The sequence below is a fragment of the Bradyrhizobium sp. genome (genome assembly GCF_035309285.1).
Classification (GTDB): domain Bacteria; phylum Pseudomonadota; class Alphaproteobacteria; order Rhizobiales; family Xanthobacteraceae; genus Bradyrhizobium.
The window spans coordinates 65,240-86,425 of record NZ_DATGFH010000080.1 but is presented as its reverse complement, the minus strand read 5'-3'; the positions used below and the strand labels follow the sequence as shown (position 1 = coordinate 86,425).

The 21,186-nt window shown below is 61.1% G+C and carries 20 protein-coding genes; 11 read left to right on the top strand and 9 right to left on the bottom strand.

Annotated features, from left to right (window positions below):
• Positions 1 to 82: 82 nt before the first annotated feature.
• On the bottom strand, positions 83 to 1,477 hold the full coding sequence (locus VKR55_RS16320) for a DEAD/DEAH box helicase (RefSeq protein ID WP_324404939.1): 1,395 nt from the start codon (positions 1,475 to 1,477) through the stop codon (positions 83 to 85).
• A gap of 614 nt (positions 1,478 to 2,091) precedes the next feature.
• Between VKR55_RS16320 and VKR55_RS16315 the strand changes: the two genes are divergently transcribed.
• Positions 2,092 to 3,591, top strand: a complete 1,500-nt coding sequence (locus VKR55_RS16315) for a caspase family protein (RefSeq protein ID WP_414642385.1) — start codon at positions 2,092 to 2,094, stop codon at positions 3,589 to 3,591.
• 94 nt (positions 3,592 to 3,685) lie between these two features.
• Here the strand turns inward: VKR55_RS16315 and VKR55_RS16310 are convergent, their stop codons facing one another.
• The 6 genes from VKR55_RS16310 to VKR55_RS16285 form a co-directional block, all read right to left on the bottom strand.
• Positions 3,686 to 4,480 (bottom strand): outer membrane protein, encoded by a 795-nt coding sequence (locus VKR55_RS16310; protein WP_324404938.1) that lies wholly within the window; start codon positions 4,478 to 4,480, stop codon positions 3,686 to 3,688.
• A gap of 884 nt (positions 4,481 to 5,364) precedes the next feature.
• A complete protein-coding gene (locus VKR55_RS16305; protein WP_324404937.1) occupies positions 5,365 to 6,129 on the bottom strand; it encodes an SDR family NAD(P)-dependent oxidoreductase in 765 nt (254 codons plus the stop codon).
• Between the two features lie 20 nt (positions 6,130 to 6,149).
• A complete protein-coding gene (locus VKR55_RS16300) occupies positions 6,150 to 6,335 on the bottom strand; it encodes a hypothetical protein (RefSeq protein WP_324404936.1) in 186 nt (61 codons plus the stop codon).
• Positions 6,336 to 6,565: 230 nt separating this feature from the next.
• A complete protein-coding gene (locus VKR55_RS16295; protein ID WP_324404935.1) occupies positions 6,566 to 7,351 on the bottom strand; it encodes an outer membrane protein in 786 nt (261 codons plus the stop codon).
• A 229-nt stretch (positions 7,352 to 7,580) separates the two neighbouring features.
• Positions 7,581 to 9,635: a DNA topoisomerase IV subunit B gene (parE, locus tag VKR55_RS16290; protein WP_324404934.1), complete on the bottom strand. Its 2,055-nt coding sequence runs from the start codon at positions 9,633 to 9,635 to the stop codon at positions 7,581 to 7,583.
• Positions 9,636 to 9,726: 91 nt separating this feature from the next.
• Entirely contained in the window at positions 9,727 to 10,095 is a 369-nt protein-coding gene (locus tag VKR55_RS16285) for a hypothetical protein (protein WP_324404933.1), read from the bottom strand.
• Between the two features lie 173 nt (positions 10,096 to 10,268).
• On the opposite strand from VKR55_RS16285, the gene VKR55_RS16280 reads away from it, so the two are divergent.
• The 8 genes from VKR55_RS16280 (at position 10,269) to VKR55_RS16245 (ending at position 16,822) form a co-directional block, all read left to right on the top strand.
• Positions 10,269 to 10,799 (top strand): DedA family protein, encoded by a 531-nt coding sequence (locus VKR55_RS16280; protein ID WP_324404932.1) that lies wholly within the window; start codon positions 10,269 to 10,271, stop codon positions 10,797 to 10,799.
• A 213-nt stretch (positions 10,800 to 11,012) separates the two neighbouring features.
• A complete protein-coding gene (locus VKR55_RS16275) occupies positions 11,013 to 11,672 on the top strand; it encodes an FMN-binding negative transcriptional regulator (protein ID WP_324404931.1) in 660 nt (219 codons plus the stop codon).
• A complete protein-coding gene (argC, locus tag VKR55_RS16270; RefSeq protein WP_324404930.1) occupies positions 11,669 to 12,715 on the top strand; it encodes an N-acetyl-gamma-glutamyl-phosphate reductase in 1,047 nt (348 codons plus the stop codon). The genes VKR55_RS16275 and argC overlap by 4 nt, the downstream gene beginning before the upstream one ends.
• 9 nt (positions 12,716 to 12,724) lie before the next feature.
• The gene (locus VKR55_RS16265) at positions 12,725 to 12,913 is read left to right on the top strand and encodes a hypothetical protein (RefSeq protein ID WP_324404929.1); all 189 of its coding nucleotides are present in this window, start codon (positions 12,725 to 12,727) and stop codon (positions 12,911 to 12,913) included.
• A 206-nt stretch (positions 12,914 to 13,119) separates the two neighbouring features.
• Entirely contained in the window at positions 13,120 to 13,743 is a 624-nt protein-coding gene (locus VKR55_RS16260) for a hypothetical protein (RefSeq protein ID WP_324404928.1), read from the top strand.
• A 66-nt stretch (positions 13,744 to 13,809) separates the two neighbouring features.
• Entirely contained in the window at positions 13,810 to 14,364 is a 555-nt protein-coding gene (locus VKR55_RS16255) for a hypothetical protein (RefSeq protein ID WP_324404927.1), read from the top strand.
• 92 nt (positions 14,365 to 14,456) lie between these two features.
• Positions 14,457 to 14,972 (top strand): hypothetical protein, encoded by a 516-nt coding sequence (locus VKR55_RS16250; RefSeq protein WP_324404926.1) that lies wholly within the window; start codon positions 14,457 to 14,459, stop codon positions 14,970 to 14,972.
• Positions 14,969 to 16,822: a nucleoside triphosphate pyrophosphohydrolase gene (locus tag VKR55_RS16245; protein ID WP_324404925.1), complete on the top strand. Its 1,854-nt coding sequence runs from the start codon at positions 14,969 to 14,971 to the stop codon at positions 16,820 to 16,822. The genes VKR55_RS16250 and VKR55_RS16245 overlap by 4 nt, the downstream gene beginning before the upstream one ends.
• Positions 16,823 to 16,887: 65 nt before the next feature.
• On the opposite strand, the gene VKR55_RS16240 is transcribed toward VKR55_RS16245, so the two are convergent.
• Both VKR55_RS16240 and VKR55_RS16235 read right to left on the bottom strand, forming a co-directional pair.
• Positions 16,888 to 17,286 (bottom strand): MAPEG family protein, encoded by a 399-nt coding sequence (locus VKR55_RS16240; RefSeq protein ID WP_324404955.1) that lies wholly within the window; start codon positions 17,284 to 17,286, stop codon positions 16,888 to 16,890.
• A 92-nt stretch (positions 17,287 to 17,378) separates the two neighbouring features.
• The gene (locus VKR55_RS16235) at positions 17,379 to 19,184 is read right to left on the bottom strand and encodes a PHA/PHB synthase family protein (RefSeq protein ID WP_324404924.1); all 1,806 of its coding nucleotides are present in this window, start codon (positions 19,182 to 19,184) and stop codon (positions 17,379 to 17,381) included.
• A 257-nt stretch (positions 19,185 to 19,441) separates the two neighbouring features.
• On the opposite strand from VKR55_RS16235, the gene VKR55_RS16230 reads away from it, so the two are divergent.
• Both VKR55_RS16230 and VKR55_RS16225 read left to right on the top strand, forming a co-directional pair.
• Positions 19,442 to 19,756 carry a hypothetical protein gene (locus tag VKR55_RS16230; RefSeq protein ID WP_324404923.1) on the top strand — a complete coding sequence of 105 codons (315 nt, stop codon included), beginning with the start codon at positions 19,442 to 19,444 and terminating at the stop codon, positions 19,754 to 19,756.
• A gap of 206 nt (positions 19,757 to 19,962) precedes the next feature.
• A complete protein-coding gene (locus VKR55_RS16225) occupies positions 19,963 to 21,183 on the top strand; it encodes an LL-diaminopimelate aminotransferase (RefSeq protein ID WP_324404922.1) in 1,221 nt (406 codons plus the stop codon).
• Positions 21,184 to 21,186 lie beyond the last annotated feature (3 nt).

The following is a 21,186-nucleotide window of genomic DNA, read 5'->3' as shown; positions in this document are numbered from 1 at the left end:
AGCAATAATCTGGAATTATGCGGCCAAACTAGTGGAGGGAGGTGAATGACCGGTAAACGGGTTCCACCGGTCCGTTGCGCCTTCAGGCGCGCGCACGAACCGGCCGCAGCAGAAATGCCGGCAGGTGCGAGTGGTCGCCCGGCTCTGCTTCCGCTTCGCGCGAAACGCGCCGCGGCTCTTTATGCGGCGGTGATGCCGGCCGCGGTGCACCGCCGTTTTGCGCGGGACCATGATGGCGGTTGTTTCCTGCCTGACGCGGCTCGCGTTCGCGCTGTGGTTTGCCGCGACCGCGGCGTGAACCTTCGCGCGAGCGCCGCTCGCGCGCCTGCTCGCCCTCGTCGGTGGCGTCGGCAAGATCGAGCTCGGCGCGCGGTATGTCCTGGCCGATCAGCTTTTCGATCGCCGCGATCGATTTGGAATCAAGCGGGGTGACGATGGAGATCGCGATTCCCGCGCGGCCCGCGCGGCCGGTGCGGCCGATCCGATGCACGTAGTCGTCGGGATGATGCGGCACGTCGAAGTTGAAGACGTGGCTGACTTCGGGAATATCGAGGCCGCGCGCGGCGACGTCGGACGCGACCAGGAGCGGCAGCTCGCCTTTGCGGAACTGATCCAGCGCCGCCATGCGCGCGGGCTGATCCATGTCGCCATGGAGGGCGCCGGCGCTGAAGCCATGCTTCTGCAGCGATTTGTGCAGGACCGCGACCTCGCGCTTGCGATTGCAGAAGATGATTGCGTTCTTCAGATCCTTGGCGTCGCGCAGAAGCCGGCGCAGCACCTCGCGCTTCTGATGCGGTTCGCGTCCGGCCGATACCTGCGACTGCGCCACGGTGACCGCGGCGGTTGCGGGCTTCGATACCTCGACCTTCTGCGGATTGTGCAGGAAGGCTTCGGTCACACGGCGGATTTCGGGAGGCATCGTCGCGGTGAAGAACAGCGTCTGCCGCGTGAACGGAACGAGCTTGCAGATACGCTCGATGTCGGGAATGAAACCCATGTCCAGCATGCGATCGGCTTCGTCAATGACGAGCAGCTCGACGCCGGTCAGCAAAAGGCCGCCACGCTCGGTATGGTCGAGCAGGCGGCCGGGGGTTGCGATCAAGACGTCGACGCCGCGGGTCAGCTTGGAGTCCTGGTCGCCGAACGAGACGCCGCCGATCAGCAGCGCGACGTTGAGCTTCTGGCCCGCGCCATAGCGGTCAAAGCTTTCCTTGACCTGGGCTGCGAGCTCGCGCGTCGGCTCCAGGATCAGGGTGCGGGGCATGCGCGCCCGCGCGCGCCCCTTTTCGAGGATTGTGAGCATCGGCAGGACGAAGGCGGCGGTCTTGCCCGTGCCGGTCTGGGCGATGCCCAGAACGTCGCGGCGAGCCAGCACGTGGGGAATCGCCTGTTCCTGGATGGGGGTGGGGTGGGTGTAACCGGTGGCCGCAACAGCGGCGAGGACCTTGTCAGACAGGCCTAGATTGGAAAAGGACATTGCGCCTCAAATCGACACCGCCGTTCGGAATCGAGGGTAAAAGGCGGTCGCGTCGGGCCCCGAAACGGCGCGCTTTGATGAAGCTCAGGGGCGGTGAAGGACGCTGACCAGCGGCCGGTCGAACAGGAATCGTGTTCGATCCAATCCGCTTTGACGCGGAACATAGGGTCGAAATAGCCAATGTCAATCTTGGAACGGACCAAATGGGCGAAAAACCTTAACGTTTTCGCACAAATAACGGGCGTTGTGTCATTAGCAGTCAAACGGCTCCGGGCGCCTTACGATGTTTTGCGAGGTGAAATTGCGGGATGACCAAACGCCATGGTCCCGAAAGTCCGACTCGATGCCCTCCGCGACGGCATCTTCAGCGTCGCGATGACACTGCCCGTGCTCGATGTGCGCCTGTCTGAGGCTTCTTTCTGATCCTCCTGCTCGCTTCTTGCGATTGTCGTGAGCCTGTTCAAGCCGGGCATTGTCCTCCGGGCATTTGCTCTCAATTTTGCCCAGCCAGTGATTGAGAGGTATCGGCGCCATCCGACAAGCGCGCATTGAACCGGGAAAGCCGCTTGTCCGACTACGGCAAAGGGCATTTTGGTCGGGCGCCAGGGGCAAGGATGAAAAGCTTGAAATCGCCGATGTTCGCTCTCGCGGCCCTGCTTGTGGCGCTTGCCGCACCGGTGCACGCGGAAAAGCGCGTTGCGCTGGTCATCGGCAACAACGACTACAAGAACGTCCCGAGGCTGCAGAAGGCGGTCAACGATGCGCGCACCATAGGCGATACGTTAAAGCAACTCGGCTTTACGGTGATGGTTGCGGAGAACCAGAATCGCGCGCAGTTCAGCCAGTCGCTGCTCGCCTTCGACAATGCGCTCGGACCCGGCGACACCGCGTTCTTCTTCTATGCCGGCCACGGGTTCGAGATCGCGGGCCAGAACTACTTGTTGCCGACCGACGTGCCGGCAGCGACCGAAGGCCAGGAAGACCTGGTGCGCGACGCTTCCGTGCTCGCCGACCGCATCGTCGAGCGCTTGCAGAACCGGCAGGTCCGCACCTCGATCCTCGTGTTCGATGCCTGTCGCAACAATCCGTTCGAGCGTAAAGGGACGCGCGCGGTGGCCGGCGGCGGCGGGCTTGCGCCGATGAGCCAGTTGCCGGAAGGCGTGTTTTCGATTTTCTCCGCCGGCTACAAGCAGACTGCGCTCGACCGTCTCTCCAACAACGACGACAGCCCCAACTCGGTCTTCACGCGCACCTTCGCCAAGGAGCTGCTGCAGCCCGGCGAGGACCTCGTTGAGATCGCCCAGCACACGCGCAAGCTCGTCAGCGAGATGGCCGAGAGCGTCGGCCACCGGCAGATCCCGGCCTACACCGATCAGATGGTCGACAATGTGTTCCTGAACGGTCTCGCCAAAGGGCCGGGTGATGCTGCAAAGCCTGCCGAGCCCGCGCAGAAGGTGGCGGCCGCCATTCCGCCGGTCGTCGCGCCGCGCAACAATGCGCCGGCGGCCGATGCCACCAACGCGCCGATCGCCTCCTTCTCGCGCCATAACGGCGGCTGGACAGTGGTGTTCTCGATCGCCGAACCGACGCTCGGGATTTCATGGCGGATGGGCGAGGCCGGTGATTTCCGCGAGACCGGTTTCCTCGACACGCTGGATTCGCGCACCCGCAAACGCATGCCCAATCCTTCGATCGAGCTCGCGGCGGATGCGCCTGCAGGCACGATCGAAGTCCGCTATATCGACGCATCAGGCGAAATGCAGGGACCGTTTCCGATCAAGTTCGATCCGGAGGCCGCGTTAATCCGTGACCAGCGCAAGATCCTCGACATGACCGCGACGAGCTGGCTGTCGTTCCGCGTGTTCAACGGGCTGCTCGTCTACTACACCCAACTGATGTCGTATCGCTGCGCAATCCGCGAGGTGCGTATTGGCATCGACACCACGGTGCCGGACAAGGTCCTGAAGATGCCGCCTTGCGATCCCCGCGATCCCGCCAGCATCCCCGCCAGCGCCACGCCCTATCTCAAGCTTGCACCGACGACCCAGTTCGTCTCGGTGGAATTGACCTACCGCGACGGCAGCGTGTCGGAGATCAAGAGCTTTCGGCGCTGAAGCGCAGTATCGTTCGCGCAAGACAGGGTGTGCCGGCCCGCTGCAAAAGCAAAAAGCCCCGGACGATGCCGGGGCTTTTCGTTGTCGAAAACACTCAGTATTTGGCGACGACCGGGCCACCAAACCGGTAGTTGATGCCAACACGGACCGTGTGGAAATCGTCACGTGTGGTCGTGTTTATTGCGAACGTCGTCGGAGCGCCGGCGAAGAATTCCGTGGCGTTTGTGGTCTGTCGGCCGAGGTTAATGTACTGGTATTCGACCTTTATCGACCACCTGGGAGCGATGGCCCACTCGCCACCCGCGCCGACCGCGTAACCTGCGCGCGTAGAAGTATTGGTGCCGTTGGCCGTGAAACCAAACGTGTCGGAATAGGCAACATTCGTTCGAACATCACCGTAAGCGAGGCCGCCGGTGGCGTACAGAAGGAAGTTATTCCACGCGTATCCCACGCGACCGCGCAAGGTGCCAAACCAGTCGATGCGCTCGGACACGCCGACCGTCACCGTGTTGGGGGCGACTATATAGGGCAAGGTCGCAGCCGTTGACCCTCGTATGTCACCGCCCTGGATATCGGTCTCGAGACCGAACACCCACTGAGCCCGCTGCCAGTTATATCCGAACTGGCCGCCACCAAAACCGCCGCTGCCACGGAGGTTGCCGAAGTTGCCGGCACCAGGCCACGTTCCGGAGATGAACGGCACTCCCGCAGTCGTCTCGTTCACGATTGCGGAGCCATCGTCGAACCATGCCCCGCCGCCGTTAACGCCCGCGTAGAATCCACACCACGTACAGGACACAATTGGCGCGGGAGGCGCCTTGTACTTGACCGGCATGTCGGCCGCGGAGGCGACGCCAGTGAAGGCAAGCGAAGCAATGGCCCCGGCCATCAGAAGTCTTTTGGATGAGTGGCGCACAACGTCCCCCAAAGGTGGAAAAAGTTTCAAAATAGTTACTGGGAGGAGACTACCTCAAGGCGAAAGGAAGCTCACCCACCACGATAGGGCATGTCGGCGTTTTCCCGCGGGCGTTGCAAAATCAGCACAATCTGGACACGTCCATGGTAATTTGATGCGCCGCGTGATCCCTTCTAAGGGCGGATTTGTGGATGAAGCCGCCGATGACAGCTACAGGGAAGGCTGTCGCACGCTGCTTCGCTCACGCGATTCCTGACAACCTGAAGCCCGCGCGCACGGCTCCATTCGTATCGGTGGAATTGACTTACCGCGACGCCAGCGTGTCGGAGATCGAGAGCTTTCGGCGCCAAGCCATAATAGGGCTGCGCGAAGCTCTACCTGCGCCAGGCCTGCCTGCCGATTCTACCTGAGGTTCCAAAGCTGCGATTTCCACAGGCAGCCGCACCGCGACGGCCTCGCCTCCGCCAGCAAGCGCACCCAAGGTGCTTACCTACCGCCTCCTGGCTCTTCTAGACTAGGTCAGTGATTTCGTCGCATTCGTTGCGCGTCGGCAACTTCAGTCGAAAAACCAGCCAAGCGCGATGGGTGAGCGCAGTTTTGGTTCGCGTCCTACGTGTAGGCAGATTAAGGATTTGTTAGGAACGCAGGCGTGTTGCCGGTGGCATTTTCGGGGGCCGCGTTCACAAGTTCCCCCACTTTCCGCAATGTGAGCGTTCAGACCGGCGAGGTGATGTTGAAAGCCAACTGGCGCTTCACCGCTGGCCCGGTTGTTGCGAGGTATTGATCGCCTTCCGAAGCGATTTTGTCCGACCCGAAGCCCCGGCCTTGGCCGGGGCTTTTGTTTGAGCCCAGGGATTTCAGCCCATGATCGAGAAGCCGCCGTCTACCGGAATGGCGGTGCCGGTGACGAAATCCGACGCAGGCGACGCCAGGAATACCGCGATCCCGGCAAAATCATCGATCCCGCCCCAGCGTGCCGCCGGCGTGCGCGCCAGCACCCGCTCATGCAGGCCGGAAACTTCGACCCGCGCCCGCTTGGTCAGATCGGTGTCGATCCAGCCCGGCAGAATCGCATTGGCCTGGATGTTGTCGGCCGCCCAGGCGCAGGCGCAAGCGCGCGTGAACTGCACGATGCCGCCCTTGCTCGCGGCATAGGCCGGCGCAAAGCTTGCGGCGAAGATCGACATCATGGATCCGATATTGATGACCTTGCCGCCGCTGGCGGCCTTCATCGCCGGGTGAACCGCCTTCGAGCAAAGGAAGGCGCTGGTCAGGTTGGTGTCGATGACGCTGCTCCACTCCTCAAGCTCGAGCGCATGCGGGGGCTTGCGGATGTTGATCCCGGCATTGTTGACGAGAATGTCGATGCGGCCGAGCTCGCTTGCGACCCGCTCGACCAAGCGGCCCACCGCATCCTTGTCGGTGACATCGGCCGCAACCGCGATTGCGCGCACGCCGCGAGAAGTGAGCTCGGCGACCGCCGCTTTGGACTTCTCCGCGTTGCGGCCGACCACCGCGATGTCAGCGCCGGCATCCGCAAGGCCGCGCGCCATGCCGAGCCCGATGCCGCCATTGCCGCCGGTGACGATGGCGACCTTACCTTTCAGATTGAACGAACTCATCGCCGCATTTCCCACTCTCTTCAACGTTGGCTTTGCCAGATCAGGATGAGGCCGATCGCCGAAAGCACCGCGCCATACAGCGCCCAATGGATTTCCTTGATCATGAAGCTACCGGGAGGCCAGGCGACCACGCCGGTGCCCTGGCCAATCCAGAGCAGGCCGATGACGAGCGCCACGAGGCCGACGCTCAGAAGCAGTCTGCGCATGGGCGCATCCTCCGGTCTGTTGATGTTGGCCGCGGCTCCGCTTGGTGACGGACGCGAAAAACCGCAGCAAGGCGCCACCGTAGCTTTCGATTCCCGACAAGGCCAGCGAGGCCGATGCGCTGGCGATCGCGCGAATAGGCTCGGGCACAAGTGATCGCCGGATGGCAATGGTCAACAAAAAAGCCCCGGCGGGATGCCGGGGCTTTTAAGTTCCTTACGCAGGGAGGAGATCAGTACTTCGCAACCACAGGGCCGGTCCAGTTGAAGCGGTAGACCAGCGAGGTGGAGATGGTCTGCGTCCAGGCATTGAAGCGGATATCGTGGCCGGTCGGCAGGTTGGTGCCGTCGAAGAACTCGCTGTCGTTCCTGGCATTGTAGAAGGCCGAACGATACTCGGTCTTCATGAACCAGCCCGGTGCCGTGATGCCGAAGATGTTCAGGTTGTTTTCGACGCCGCCGCCAATGAACCAGCCATTGCGGTTAAAGCTGTTGGTGTGAGCGCCCACCGGAACGCCGCTGACCGAGCTGACGAACTCCGTGCCAGACCAGTGCGAGCCGGAGTAACCGCCGTTCACATAGGACAGAACGTTCGGGGCAACCAGATAACCGACACGCAGGCCGGCCGCCCAGGTATCCTGAAGCTTTTCAAATCCGGTCCAGCCGAAGTTCGTATCGCGAATGTCTCCCCTCAGGCTGCCGAACTGGCCATCCCCGAAGACACCCACGACCCAGCTCGGGCTGACCTGCCAGTCATACCCAGCGCCAGCCGTGCCGAACCAGCCCGAACCACCATTGCGCTGGTCGATCCCGAAGGGAATTCCACCGACGGTCGTCTGGGTGTGCTGATCGGCGTTCCACAAGCCACCGCCTGCGCCACCGAAGATGTAGAAGCCGGTCCAGCTCGGAGCCACCACCGGGGGCGGAGCCTTGGTGTACACGCGAGCGGGCAGGTCAGCGGCAAGCGCCGATCCCGAGAAAGCCGCCACGGCGGTCAGAGCGAGCAGGAACTTCTTCATTTTCGATTCCTCAGTATTCGCGTTCAAAATTGTCCGCGTACGGGGGTAACAAAGTACCCAACGTGTTAAGGGCCACTATAGACGTTTCCGGGCGAAATGCTGTTGCTGCACGGGCACACTCGCCAGAAAACAACCATCGGCAGCATCAATAGAAAAATTTACAAGTAACTGAAAATTAAGGAGAATCGCTACTCCTCCGTGGAGGCGGCGCCAACCTGGCACGGGACCACTAAACGTCCAGCAGATCGTCGCTGGCGTAGGGGGCCTTGTCGGAGATAAAGGCGAAGCGGGCTTCCGCCTTGGTGCCCATCAGCCGCTCGACCGAATCGGCGGTGCCTTCGCGGTCGTCGGCGAGCAGCACGACCTTCAGCAGCGTGCGCTTGGCCGGATCCATCGTGGTTTCCTTGAGCTGCGCCGGCATCATCTCGCCCAGGCCCTTGAAGCGGCTGATATCAACCTTGGCGTTGGCGTTGAATTGGCTCTTGAGCAGCGCATCGCGGTGCGCGTCGTTGCGCGCGTACACGCTCTTGGTGCCGTGGGTGAGCTTATACAGCGGCGGCACGGCGAGATAGAGATGGCCCTCGTCGATCAGCCGCGGCATCTGGCGGTAGAAGAAGGTGATCAGGAGCGAAGCGATGTGGGCGCCGTCGACATCCGCGTCGGTCATGATGATGATTCGGGAGTAGCGCAGATCCTCTTGACGGTATTGCGCCAGGGTGCCGCACCCGATCGCCTGTACGAGATCGGCGACCTGCGCGTTCGCCGTCAGCTTGTCCTTGCCGGCGGAGGCAACGTTGAGGATCTTGCCGCGCAGCGGCAGCACGGCCTGGGTCTTGCGGTCGCGCGCCTGCTTGGCGCTGCCGCCGGCCGAGTCGCCCTCGACGATAAAGAGCTCGGAGCCTTCTGCAGCCGTATTCGTGCAATCCGCAAGCTTGCCCGGCAGCCGCGCCTTCTTGCCAGCGGCCTTGCGCGAGATTTCCTTTTCCTGGCGGCGGCGGATGCGCTCATCGGCGCGCTCGATCACGAAGTCGAGGAGCTTGTTGGCCTGGAGCGGATTGCCCGACAGCCAATGGTCGAACGGGTCCTTGACCGCCTGCTCGACGATGCGCTGGGCTTCGGCAGTGGCGAGGCGATCCTTGGTCTGGCCCTGGAATTCCGGCTCGCGGACGAACACCGAAAGCATCACAGCGGCGCCCGCCATCACGTCTTCCGAGGTGACGCTGGCGGCGCGCTTGCCTTGGCCGACGCGTTCGGCGTGATCCTTCAACCCCCGCAGCAAGGCGCTGCGGATGCCGGATTCATGCGTGCCGCCATCCTGGGTCGGAATGGTGTTGCAGTAGGAGGAGAGGAAGCCGTCGGCGTCAGCCGTCCACGCAACCGCCCATTCGCAAGCCCCATGTGCTCCGGTGCGTCCGGATTTTCCGGAGAAGACGTCCGGATGCACGAGTGTGTCGGCGTGGATCGCGGCCGCGAGATAGTCCTTCAGACCGCCGGGGAAGTGGAAGGTGTCCTCCGCCGGCACATCCTCGATGCCCTTGAGTAATTCCGGCGCGCAGCGCCAGCGGATTTCGACGCCGCCGAACAGGTAGGCCTTGGAGCGTGCCATCTTGAAGAGGCGCTGCGGCTTGAAAGTGGCTTTTGCCCCGAAAATCTCGGTGTCCGGCTTGAAGCGGACCTTGGTGCCCCGGCGGTTGTTGATCTTGCCGAGATCCTCCAGTTTCCCCTTGGGATGGCCGCGCTCGAACGCCATGCGGTAGAGCTTTTGGCCGCGTGCGACCTCGACCTCGAGCCGCAACGACAGCGCGTTGACGACAGAGACGCCGACGCCGTGCAAACCGCCCGAGGTTTCGTAGACCTTGGAGTCGAATTTGCCGCCGGCATGCAGCGTGCACATGATCACTTCGAGTGCCGACTTCTTCGGAAATTTCGGATGCGGGTCGATGGGGATGCCGCGGCCATTGTCCGAGACGGTCAAAAAGCCGTCCGGCGTGAGCTCGACCTCGATGAAGGTGGCGTGGCCGGCCAACGCCTCGTCCATCGAGTTGTCGATGACTTCGGCGAACAGATGGTGCAGCGCCTTCTCGTCGGTGCCGCCGATATACATGCCTGGCCGGCGCCGGACGGGTTCCAGCCCCTCCAGCACCTCGATATCGCGCGCGGTATAGCCGGCCTCGGCCGCGGAACCGCGGGAGGCAACCTTGAGTGCTGCGCGGCCTTTGGGCTCGGCGTCGGCAAAGAGGCCGTCGGACTTGGCTTTTGCAGGAGATTTCAAGGCTTTAGCCATAGTTCTTCACACTGTGAAACACAAGCAGAATCGGGCGAATCGGTTCGTTCGACTATGCCACGGATAGGCCTGAAAATGTGACAACGGCCGCTTATACTCGCGCGGTCCGGAACACAATCACCGCAAAAAGCGCCATCGCCGCAAGCGTGATCAGCGACCCCACGATCGGGATGGCGACGAAGGCGTTGCCATGCGTGACCACGACGGCGACGCCTGCCGGCAGGAGAAGTCCGCCCGCGATGTGGAGCCAACCCTGGAATTTCGCCAAGCGGCTGCCGCCCGCGGCTGGGACCACGCGATAGTACAGGCCGAACAAAAACAGCATTACCCCGCCAAGCAGGTTGAGATGTGCATGCGCGGGCTGCAGCACGAAATCCTCGCTGATGCCCATCACGATGCCTAGCAGCATTCCGCACAGCAAAACGACGACGCTGACGCACATCATTAGCGAACCGATCATCGGAATTTCCTTGTCCTTATGGGGGATTTGCAAACATTGACGAGCGTGGTTGCTCACAATCACGTGGTGCTTTGTGACTTGAAGTGACCCGCACGGGCGGCTTACCTGCTGTTGGGCTTTGAGGCCACAACAAGGTTCAATCGCAGCAATCCGGGGCGGGAAGGTTACACAGAATGGGAGATCATGCGCACGCGCTTGCCGATTTCGTGCGCGATCATCAGGCTTGGGCAGCCCCGATCGTGTTGCTGCTGGCATTTGGGGAATCACTCGCGTTCATTTCGCTCCTGATTCCAGCCTGGGGCGCACTGGTCGCGATCGGTGCGCTGATCGGCGTGAGCGGTATCAATTTCTGGCCGCTGTGTATTGCCGGTGGCATCGGTGCTGCGCTGGGCGATTGGGTCTCGTACTGGTTCGGCTACAAATACAAGGACCACGTCGCGCAAATGTGGCCGTTGTCGCGCTATCCCGACCTGTTGCCGCGCGGCGAAGCCTTTGTGCGGCGCTGGGGCGTGCCGAGCATTTTCGTCGGCCGTTTCTTCGGACCATTGCGGGCGTCGGTGCCGTTGGCCGCCGGCATTTTCGAGATGCCGTACTGGTCGTTCCAGATCGCGAATTTCGTGTCCGCGCTGATCTGGGCTGCCGCGCTTCTGACGTTCGGTGACGTGATCGCGCAGATCATGGAATGGCTGTGGCGCGTGATCTAGGCTGGCTTGACGCGGGTGGCCCGCGGCCTTATAGGGCCGACCCATGATCCATTTTGCGACCAGCACCATCGCCCGCCGTAGCCTTGCTGCGGCATGGGCGATCGTTTGCGTCTAGCGATCACCCCCTGCCGCCGGCTCAGTCCGCGGCATGCCTTCACTCACATAGCAGCGTAAACTGATCCGGCGGCTCCTTCATCAAGCAGGAGTTAGTCCATGTATACGCCTCCGCCTTTCAGGCCCGATCGCGCCGCCACGCTTGCGTTCGCGGAAGCGCGCGGGTTCGGTATGGTTTGCGCATTCGACGGCAAGAAGCCGATCGCTTCGCTGCTGCCATTCTACCTGAGCTATGCCGATGACGGCACGCCGCGCGCGCTCTTCCACCTGGCGCGCGGCAATCCGCTTGCGAAGTTCGCTGACGGGGCGTCGTCCTGGCTGCTGGCGGTCAATGGCGCCGACGCTTACGTGTCCGCGGACTGGTACGTCTCGGCGGACCAAGTGCCGACCTGGCTTTACCAATCCGCGCACCTGACCGGCCCGGTGCGCAAGCTCGTGGACGACGAGCTCGCAGTCCAGATCGATTCGCTCAGCGCGAAATTCGAAAATAGACTTCTGCCGAAGAAGCCCTGGACGTCGGGCAAGATGACGGCCGCTCGCCTTGAGGCCATGAAGAAGGCAATTGTCGGCTTGGTCATGACGGTCGAGGAGATCGAGGGCAGCTTCAAGCTGAACCAGCACAAGTCCGAGGTGGATTATGCAGCGGTTGCAGGCGCACTCGCGGGGCAACCGGATGCGGGCTCGCAAGCGATCTCCGAGCTGATGTGCGAAGCGCGGCCACAGGCGTTCGCGAACCAGCCTGCGGAGGTCAAACCATGAGCGCGAGGAAGATCGCTGTCCTTGGCGCCTCGGGTTACACCGGCGCCGACGCTGTGCGTCTGCTGGCGCGGCATCCGCATGTCCAAATCGCCGCACTGACCGCCAACACCCACGCTGGCAAGGCGGTGAGTGACGTGTTTCCGCATTTCTTTCCGCTCGATCTGGCCATGCTGACCGCGTGGGAAGAGGTCGATTGGGCCGCCCTCGATGCCGTGTTCTGTGGACTTCCGCACGGCACCACGCAGGAGATCATCGCTGCCGTGCTGAAGGCCAATCCCTTGATCAGGGTGCTCGACATGTCGGCCGATTTCCGGCTGCGCGATCAGGCCGCCTATGCGCAATGGTATGGGCACGAACATCGCGCAGCGGAGCTGCAAGAGGAGGCGGTCTATGGGCTGACGGAGCTTTACCGGCAACAAATCACCGCCGCTCGTCTGGTCGCCTGTCCCGGCTGTTATCCAACGGCCGTCCTGCTCGCGCTGGTGCCGCTCGTCAAAGCCGGTCTCGTGGACGCCCATGATCTCGTCATAGACGCGAAATCGGGCGTCACCGGCGCAGGTCGCGGCCTGAAACAAAAGACGCTGTTTTCGGAAGCAGGCGAGGGGCTGTCGCCCTATTCGATCGCCAGGCACCGCCACACGGCGGAAATCGACCAGGAGATCAGCGTCGCCGCAGGGAAAGCCGTGACGGTGAATTTCACGCCGCATCTGATCCCGATGGCCCGCGGCGAGCTCTGTACCTGCTACGTCCGGCTCGATGGCGCCGGCGTCGACGACCTGCGCGCCGCACTTGAGGAAGCTTATCGTGGCGAGCCCTTCGTACATGTCGCGCAGAAGGCCGTGGTGCCGCAGACCCAGAATGTGCGCGGCTCCAATTACGTCCAGATCGGCGTGTTTGACGACCGCATCAAGGGTCGCGCCATCGTGATTGCGACGCTGGACAATCTCGTGAAAGGTTCGGCCGGGCAGGCCATCCAGAACATGAACCTGATGTTCGGCTGGCCCGAGACCACAGGGCTCGAACAGATCGCGCTGTTTCCGTGAGGAGAGAGCTTGGACGACGATACGCTGCAATTCTACCGCCGTAACGCCGAGGCCTATGCGGGGCGCGCAATTGCAAAGCAAGACGCTACCTGTACGTTTTCGCGCGCTGCTGGATACTGGTTCTCGGGGAAACTCTTGCGGGGCGCTGAATTGGGAGAATTCTTTCTATTTTTCAATGCCAAAGGACGTTGTGGCTGAGGGTAGTGATACGCCGCTGGCGCTAGGTAATCCCCGTTAATCTTTCTCAATGATTTGCTTGTCAGTGCGCTTTTGACCAGCTCGGCCCCACGATAAGCTGGCATTGTGGTCAGTCCGCGGGACAACTATTTGCTACAGTCCTTCGGCAATCAGGTCGCACTACACGTACAATACTGACGCGATTCGACTTTCCGTCGGAGGAGCCCGTGATCAATTCACGATTTGCGAACATACTCTCGGATGCTTGCCCACGGCCGGTTTACGACACGATTCTCCGTGATACCGGGACGATGGTTGTCACGCCTACGCTGGGGTCGATCATTCCGAACTGGGTCCTCGCAATCCCTAAAGGGCGTGCTGTCAATGCCGCGCTTTGGGCTCAGGAAGAGCGCAAAGCCCTGCTTTTGGCCATCAACGACATCACGGGCTCGTTCGGACGCGATCCGAGGGACGTCATCTGGTTCGAACATGGCGCGACCAAAGCGCGCTCGATTGTGGGGTGCGGCGTTGATCATGCGCATATTCATATCCTCCTGACCCCTCCATTTTCGTTTGAGCGACTTTGTGAGGAAGCGCAGGCCGAAGTCGCGCTCGAATGGTCTTTTGGTCGCGGTGATGCCTATGCTGCGATTGATTCGAGCCAGTCTTACTTCGTGGCGGGACATAGCGACCAATTTCTGTTGGCACAGTCGGTAGAGACGGCTGGGTCGCAATTTTTCCGCAAGGTAATCGCCCGCATTATCGATCAGGATGCGGCTTGGGATTATAGGTCCCATCCACACCTCGAAAACGTCCTGGAAACGATTGCTAGCGCTTCACGGGCGGCCTGAGCGCGGAGATGATACGTGTCAAAGGACGGGACGACGGGAGCTGAGCCGTCCGACGGCGCCCCACCGATGGCGATGCCCGGAAAAACCATCGATTATACGGATGGCCGAGCTCCTTACGATTGGCAATCGAAATTTCCACCGGAGGCCCGGAAGCACATTTGCTACGAAGCCGTCATCCTCGCTATTGTCCTCCTGATTTTGATCTTCCTTTCCAGCATCGCGCTTGTCTTGTCCGGCGGCTCTTACCTAGTGGCATTTCCGGCGCTCGGCCCCAATGCTTCGGCCAATGTTGATCCCCGCATGGTCGTGTTGTTTTTCTGTGGCGGCGTCGGCGGAACTACATTTTCGATCAAATGGCTGATTCATGCGGTCGCGAAAGGGAGCTGGCACCTCGACCGCCAGCTATGGCGGCTGTTCGTTCCGCTCGTCGGCGGCGTTTATGCGTGTGCTGTTCTCACCTTGCTCGATAGCGGGATGATCATCGGGCACCCAGGCGACGTTTCGCGCGGAATCGCAAGCTCGGCTTCCATGGCATTCTTGATCGGTTATTTCTCTGATGGCGTGAGCGGGCTTCTCACGAATATCGCGAATGCCGTGTTCGGAACCATCCGCGAAAAATGAACGGGTTCTATCATTCGGAGGCGACAGTCCCCGCTTCATGGTCCGAGTCGATCGACGCTCGCGAGACACTCGGCCCCAAAGCGGCGGGGCTCATGCCTATACCTCGCGCGTGGACGTTGCCGTTTATCCTGGTGAGCGCCCATCGTGCGCGCGACCTCTTGCCGCCGGCGACCATAGACGCCGTCTTTGCGGACCAGCTTCAGTCCCTTGCTGGTGAGGGCCAGCAGATCATAGTCCGGTCAAGCGTAGTCGGCGAAACAATCTGGGATCGCGGCACGTATATGAGCGTAGTCGTCAATCTTACCGCAAAGGACTGGATTGAAAGGTTCCAGGCGGCGTGCGCTCTGGTAATCGAATCGGCCGACAGTCGAGCGTGCGGACTGGTTCTCCAGCGGTTCCTTGAGCCGAAACAACGCGGCGAGTTCGGAAATCTCGCCCGCATTTCCAGAACGCGTGATCAGTGGGAAATCACAACCCACGAACAGGATCGCGCAACCAGTCTTCGATTAAATGTGCAGCGCGATGCCGCTGCCATCGCCAACGCGCCTCTTTGGCCAGACCGCGCCTGTCTCTCGAACGGCTGTTCGGTTCGATCGGAGCATGGGTGAACAACGAGCTGCTGCGTGGGACTTCAACACGGCTCAACATCGAGTGGATAAGCGACACCGCCCGATTTTATGTTGTTCAACTCGACCAAGAAGACGAGGACCTTAGTGGGGTCAATCCATGGCAAATCACCATTACGCCGATCCATGCATCTGACGGCGGAAATGGCCAATACATCCGCGCTCCAGACCTAGCGGCCGTTCAGCATTGGGACAAGCTTCGCGTTCTGCAAGAGCTTTGGTCGGATAACGACCCGCACAAGCCCAACCTATTCTACATACCGCTCGCGAGTCTGCCTGACACTGGAGACGCCGCCGCGTCGAACGCTTTGGCCGACGAGTTCGCGCGCTTGCTTGGACCCGACTATATTATGGTGCGGACAAGCGTCAAACGCGAGGAAAATAAGCCGGTCAACCTACCGAGAACGCCCAATTGCCTGACCCCCAATGATGCCGCCGCTTGGTGCCTTAAGGTGCGCGACGAGATCGTAGCGAAAGATGCCAGCGTCGGGGACTATGCCTTCATCAGCCATCGCTATGTCGATGCGCGCGCCTCTGCTTGGGCACGCGCCGCGCCCGATGAGGCGATGGTGGAAATTCACGGGCTGTGGGGATTGCCGGATGCTCTCCAGTATTGTCCTTACGACATTTGGGAAGTGCATATCCCGACCGAGAATGCAACGGAGTACCCTGAATACAAATCGAACATTCTTCGTTGCCAGAGTGACGGATCGTGGTCGTATGCGCGCGTTAAGAATGAGGTCGCGCGCTCGCTCAGCATTAGCAAGAAACAAGCGCTGCATGTAGCTAGGCGCACGCATGAGATCGCTATGCGTCTCAACAGAGCTTGCCATGTGATGTGGTTTATCGGCTGCGTGGACGAAGGCGGCCAATCTTTCAATATGCCTTGGTATTGGACACCGGCGCACTCCGTTGTGAATCATGATCGTCACCGCCGTCACCCTTTCGTCGTCCGCAACCAGCAATCGCTCCAAGCGCTCACGCAAGCAAATTTCGATATGAGCCAACGTATGATCGTGCTGCGGCCTGATCATCAGGACTTGTTTCGCGATAACTCCTTCTTGGAAGAAGTCGCCCGCCAGGCCCTTAGTCATGGCATGCCGATCGATCTCGAAGGATCGACACTCGCGCATGCCTACTATCAGCTCAATCGCTTCGGCTGCACCGTGATTGCTAGCAGCGAGAAGGACCATTTGCGCGTTCGGAAGAATGTGTCGTTTGGTAAACTTGTTCGCGATAAGATTCCTGCGCGAATCTCGGCTCGGCAGGAACTCGAAGCAACGAGAACCGTACCGCAAAGTACTCTTAAATCTTTTCTCATTGGAAAGGTGCTCGAAGAAGCGCTCGAGGTCCGCGAAGGCGAAACCATAAAGGAGAGGCACGTCGAGTTGGCTGACGTCATCGAGATTGTGCGCGCGCTCGCCAAATTGGACGGATTGACTTTAGACGAGATTATTGCTGCTGCTGACGTAAAGCGGGACAAGCTTGGCGGATTCGAGACCGGAAAAGTATTGCTCCGGACTGGCATCGGCGGGCCCGGACAAGCCGTCATCAATTTCGATACTTCATCGGCCCAAGTGATGTCACGTGAGGTCGGTTCCGATACTGTAGAGCTACCCTTTACCTTCTTTGGATTTGCCGAGATTGACCAGCCGCGCGCTGTTCGGTTCTCCGAACTTGGCATTTCCCTCGAACTGACACTGAAGAGCGATCGCCTCAGCTTGCGGCTTATGAGGGAGCCGCAGCAATTGGACTTGCCGCTTAATCTAGAAGTGAAAAGTGAGCCGGACCCGCCGATCCGAAAAACAACGCGCGATTCTGCTGATAATTGAGCCGGCAGTGGTTCGGGCCACGATGTCGTGCATTGTGGCCCGGAACACTCTCCGAGCAGTGGTTGTCAGAGAATCCTGAACACCGCCAGCGCCAGCACGGCCTGAGCCAGGAATCCCACCGTGAACGCGAGCGTGCGGAACACCGGAAGGCCCATCGTGTAGACGATCAGATGCGCGACGCGGGCCCAGAAATAGACCGCGCAGGCCCAGATGGTCCATTTCGTCGAATAGTCGATCTGCGCCAGGATCAGGACCAGCGGGGCGAAGATCACGAGGTTTTCCACCGCGTTGTCATGCGCGAACATCAGCCGCGTCGCCCAGGGCGCGTGAGGCTTGTCACCGCGGGACGGATTGGCCATGGCGCCGCCAAGGCCGCGCACCACGACGCGATTGAGGATGTAGGGGACCCAGAGCAGTCCGGTCAAAATCACGGTCAACGTCAGCCAGAACAATTCGGGCGTCAACGATCCGGGCATCATTGGTGTGTCCCCTTGCTCGATTTCGAGAATCTAACGGGCTTGAGTGTTATGGTTATACAAGAGCGCGATGGCTTGCGCTACGCGCGGACGCGCACATAGCCGCCGGGGGCGTCTTCGATCGGCGGCAGCGCGTCGCTTCCGACGCTACGTGCCGGAACCTCTTCGGCATCAAGCGCGCCGAGCCATTCGCGCCAGTTCGGCCACCACGAGCCCTTGTGCTCCTGCGCGCCTTTGATCCAGTCGGCCAGCGAAATGTCCTTGATGTTGTCGTTGAGCCAGTACTGATATTTGCCGGCCGCAGGCGGATTGACCACGCCGGCGATATGGCCTGAGCCGGACAGCACGAATTTCACCGGGCCGCCGAAGAATTGTGAGCCGTACAGCACGGAATCGGCCGGAGCGATGTGATCCTCACGCGTGGCGAGATTATAGACCGGCACTTTCACCTTGGAGAGGTCGAGCAGGGTGTTGTCGAGCACCATGTTGCCGGTGGAAAGCCGGTTCTCCAGATAGCAGTTGCGCAAGTAATAGGAATGGTTGGCGGCCGGCATCCGCGTCGCATCGGAATTCCAGTGCAGGAGGTCGAACGCGGCCGGCGGCTTTCCCTTCAGATAATTGCTGACGACATAGGACCAGATCAGGTCGTTGGAGCGCAGCATGTTGAAGGCCATCGCCATCTTCGAGCCCTCGAGCACGCCGGATTCCTGCATGTCGCGCTCGAGTGCGGAGATCTGGCCCTCATCGACGAACACGAGAAGATCGCCAGCATGGGTAAAGTCCACCTGCGCCGCAAGGAAGGTCGCCGAGGTCACCCGCTGCCGTCGCTTTTCGGCGAGCCAGGCCAGCGTCGTGGCGAGCAGCGTACCGCCGACGCAATAGCCCATGGTGTGGACCTTCATCTCGCCGGTGGTCTTCTCGATGACGTCCATTGCCGTCAGCGGGCCTTCTTTCATGTAGTCTTCCCAGGTCTTTGCGCCCAGATCCTTGTCGGGATTGACCCAGGAGATCACGAACACGGTGACGCCCTGATCGACGCACCATTTGATGAAGGATTTTTCGGGCCTGAGATCAAGAATGTAGTATTTGTTGATCCACGGCGGCACGATCAGGAGGGGCGTGCGCAGTACGTTCTCCGTGGTCGGCTCGTACTGGATGAGCTGCATAAGGTCGTTCTGGTAGATCACCTTGCCGGGCGTCGTCGCCATGTTGACGCCGACCTCGAGGTTCGCCGGGTCAGACTGGCGGATGCGCAGCATGCCTTTTCCGGCCTCGATGTCTTCGGCCAGCATCTTCATGCCACGAACCAGATTGTCGCCGTTCTGCGCCAGCGTGTCGCGCAGCACTTCCGGATTGGTGAAGACGAAATTCGATGGCGCCAGCGCATTGGTGATCTGATTGACGTAGAACTCGGCCTTCTTGCGGGTGTGCGGATCGACGCCCTCGGCGTTGCGCACGAGATCTTGCGCCCACTGCGTCGTGAGCAGATAGGCCTGCATCACGAAATCGAAAAACTGATTCGACTTCCATTCGGGGTCGGCAAACCGCTTGTCGCGCGGGGAGGGAGAGATCGCCGGCATCGCCCCTTCGCCGGCCAGGCGCCGCATCGCCGAGCCCCAGAGATCGAGATAGCCCTTGGCCATCTTGGTCTGCAGCTCGGAAGAACGTTCGTTGTCCGACAACCAGTATTCGGCAACGGTCGTCAGCGTCTTGATGACCTCGGCCATCTCCTCCGAGGACTTGTCCTTCACTTCACCGCTCTCGCGCGGCTTCAGATAGGCCGCAAGCGCACGGCCGCCGGTCTCCATCGCGCGCGCGATGTTCATCGCGAACGCTTCGGTGTCGAAGTTCTTCTCTTGCTTGGTCTCGGTCGTGACATCGGTCATGACAACAACACTAACGCTTCGATTGGTTTTCGTCACCGCGAGAGAGGCAGTAACCGGAAGCAGATTAACCTTTGTTTAGACATGTGCTGCGCTGCGACAATTGATCTTGGTTCTGTCACATTGCGGCCCTAGCGGTACAATTGGCTGCTGTGGCTCTAACCCTTTTGGGTCAAAATGGTTTGAGCGGAAGAGCGCGAACCAGCGCTTAAGGCCGCGGGTTCACATGGTGGCGTTTTCGAGTGGGGATTTCCGGCAAAATGCTCACCGACCGGCAAAGACGAAGGTTTGTCGCGGCGGCGCTGTTTTGTGCTGGCCTGGCCCTCGCCGGCTGTTCGAGCCAGATTGCCGATTTGCCTGGGGTCGGCACGCCGGCTGACGCGCCGGCCCGGCCGAAAGAGCCAGGCGCTTATCTGCCGGTCAACGATCTTCCGCCCGACCGCGACGACACGGCGATGGACCCGGCAACACGGGCCAAGGTCGAGGCCGAATTGATCGCTGCGCGCGACCACCAGGCAACGGTGACCCCGCCAGCGGCCAATCAGACCCCAGCCACTCCTACGCCGGCGAAATAAGCGCTTGTTGTCAAGCTAATCGCTGGCGCCAAGGGGCGTCCGTGGTAAAAAGAGCCACTCAACCGTCAGGGGTGATTTGAGGAGCTGCCTCCGGAATTGCGCTAAGTGTCTGACTTGGCGAAGGTTCTGGGCGACGCCATCTCTTCCGGAAATTCCGGAGGAATGGCTACTCTGCATCCCCCGGGGTTGCCGGAGCCCGAGGACCCATGGAAGATTTTTACCGCATCCGCCGCCTGCCGCCTTACGTGTTCGAGCAAGTCAACCGGGCCAAGGCGGCCGCGCGGAATGCCGGCGCCGATATCATCGACCTCGGCATGGGCAACCCGGACCTGTCCGCGCCGCCCCACGTCCTGGAGAAGCTGAAGGAGACCCTCGGCAAGCCTCGGACCGACCGCTATTCCGCTTCGCGCGGCATTCCAGGCTTGCGCAAGGCGCAGGCCGCCTACTACGCGCGCCGATTTGGCGTGAAGCTCAATCCGGAAACGCAAATCGTTGCGACACTGGGGTCCAAGGAAGGCTTCGCCAATGTCGCGCAGGCCATCACCGCGCCGGGCGACGTCGTCCTCTGCCCGAACCCGAGCTACCCGATCCACGCGTTCGGGTTCCTGATGGCGGGCGGCGTGATCCGCTCGGTGCCGTCGGAGCCGACGCCGCAATTCTTCGAGGCCGTTGAGCGCGCGATCATTCATTCGATTCCGAAGCCGATCGCGATCGTGGTCTGTTATCCCTCCAACCCGACCGCCTATGTCGCGGACCTCGATTTCTATCGTGACCTCGTCGCGTTTGCGAAGAAGCACGAGATCTTCATCCTGTCCGACCTCGCTTACGCCGAGGTCTATTTCGACGACAAGAATCCGCCGCCGTCGGTGCTGCAGGTTCCCGGCGCGACGGACGTGACTGTCGAGTTCACTTCGATGTCAAAGACGTTTTCGATGGCCGGCTGGCGCATGGGCTTTGCGGTCGGCAACGAGCGGATCATTGCCGCGTTGGCGCGGGTGAAATCCTACCTCGACTATGGCGCGTTCACACCGGTTCAGGTCGCGGCAACCGCGGCCCTCAACGGGCCAGAGGATTGCATCCGCGAGATGCGCGAGACCTACCGCAAGCGCCGCGACGCGCTGGTGGAATCGTTCGGCCGTGCGGGGTGGGACATTCCGCCGCCGGAGGCCTCGATGTTCGCCTGGGCACCGCTGCCCAAGGCGTTCGAAAGCATCGGCAGCATGCAGTTCGCAACGCTGATGGTGGAGAAATCCGGCGTGGTGGTGTCGCCTGGTGTCGGCTTTGGCGAGCATGGCGAGGGCTATGTCCGGATCGCGATGGTGGAGAACGAACAGCGGATCCGCCAGGCCGCCCGCGGTGTGCGCCGGTTCCTTGAAAGCGGCATCGAAACGTTGCACAACGTGGTTCCTCTCGCCAACCGGCGCTAATCC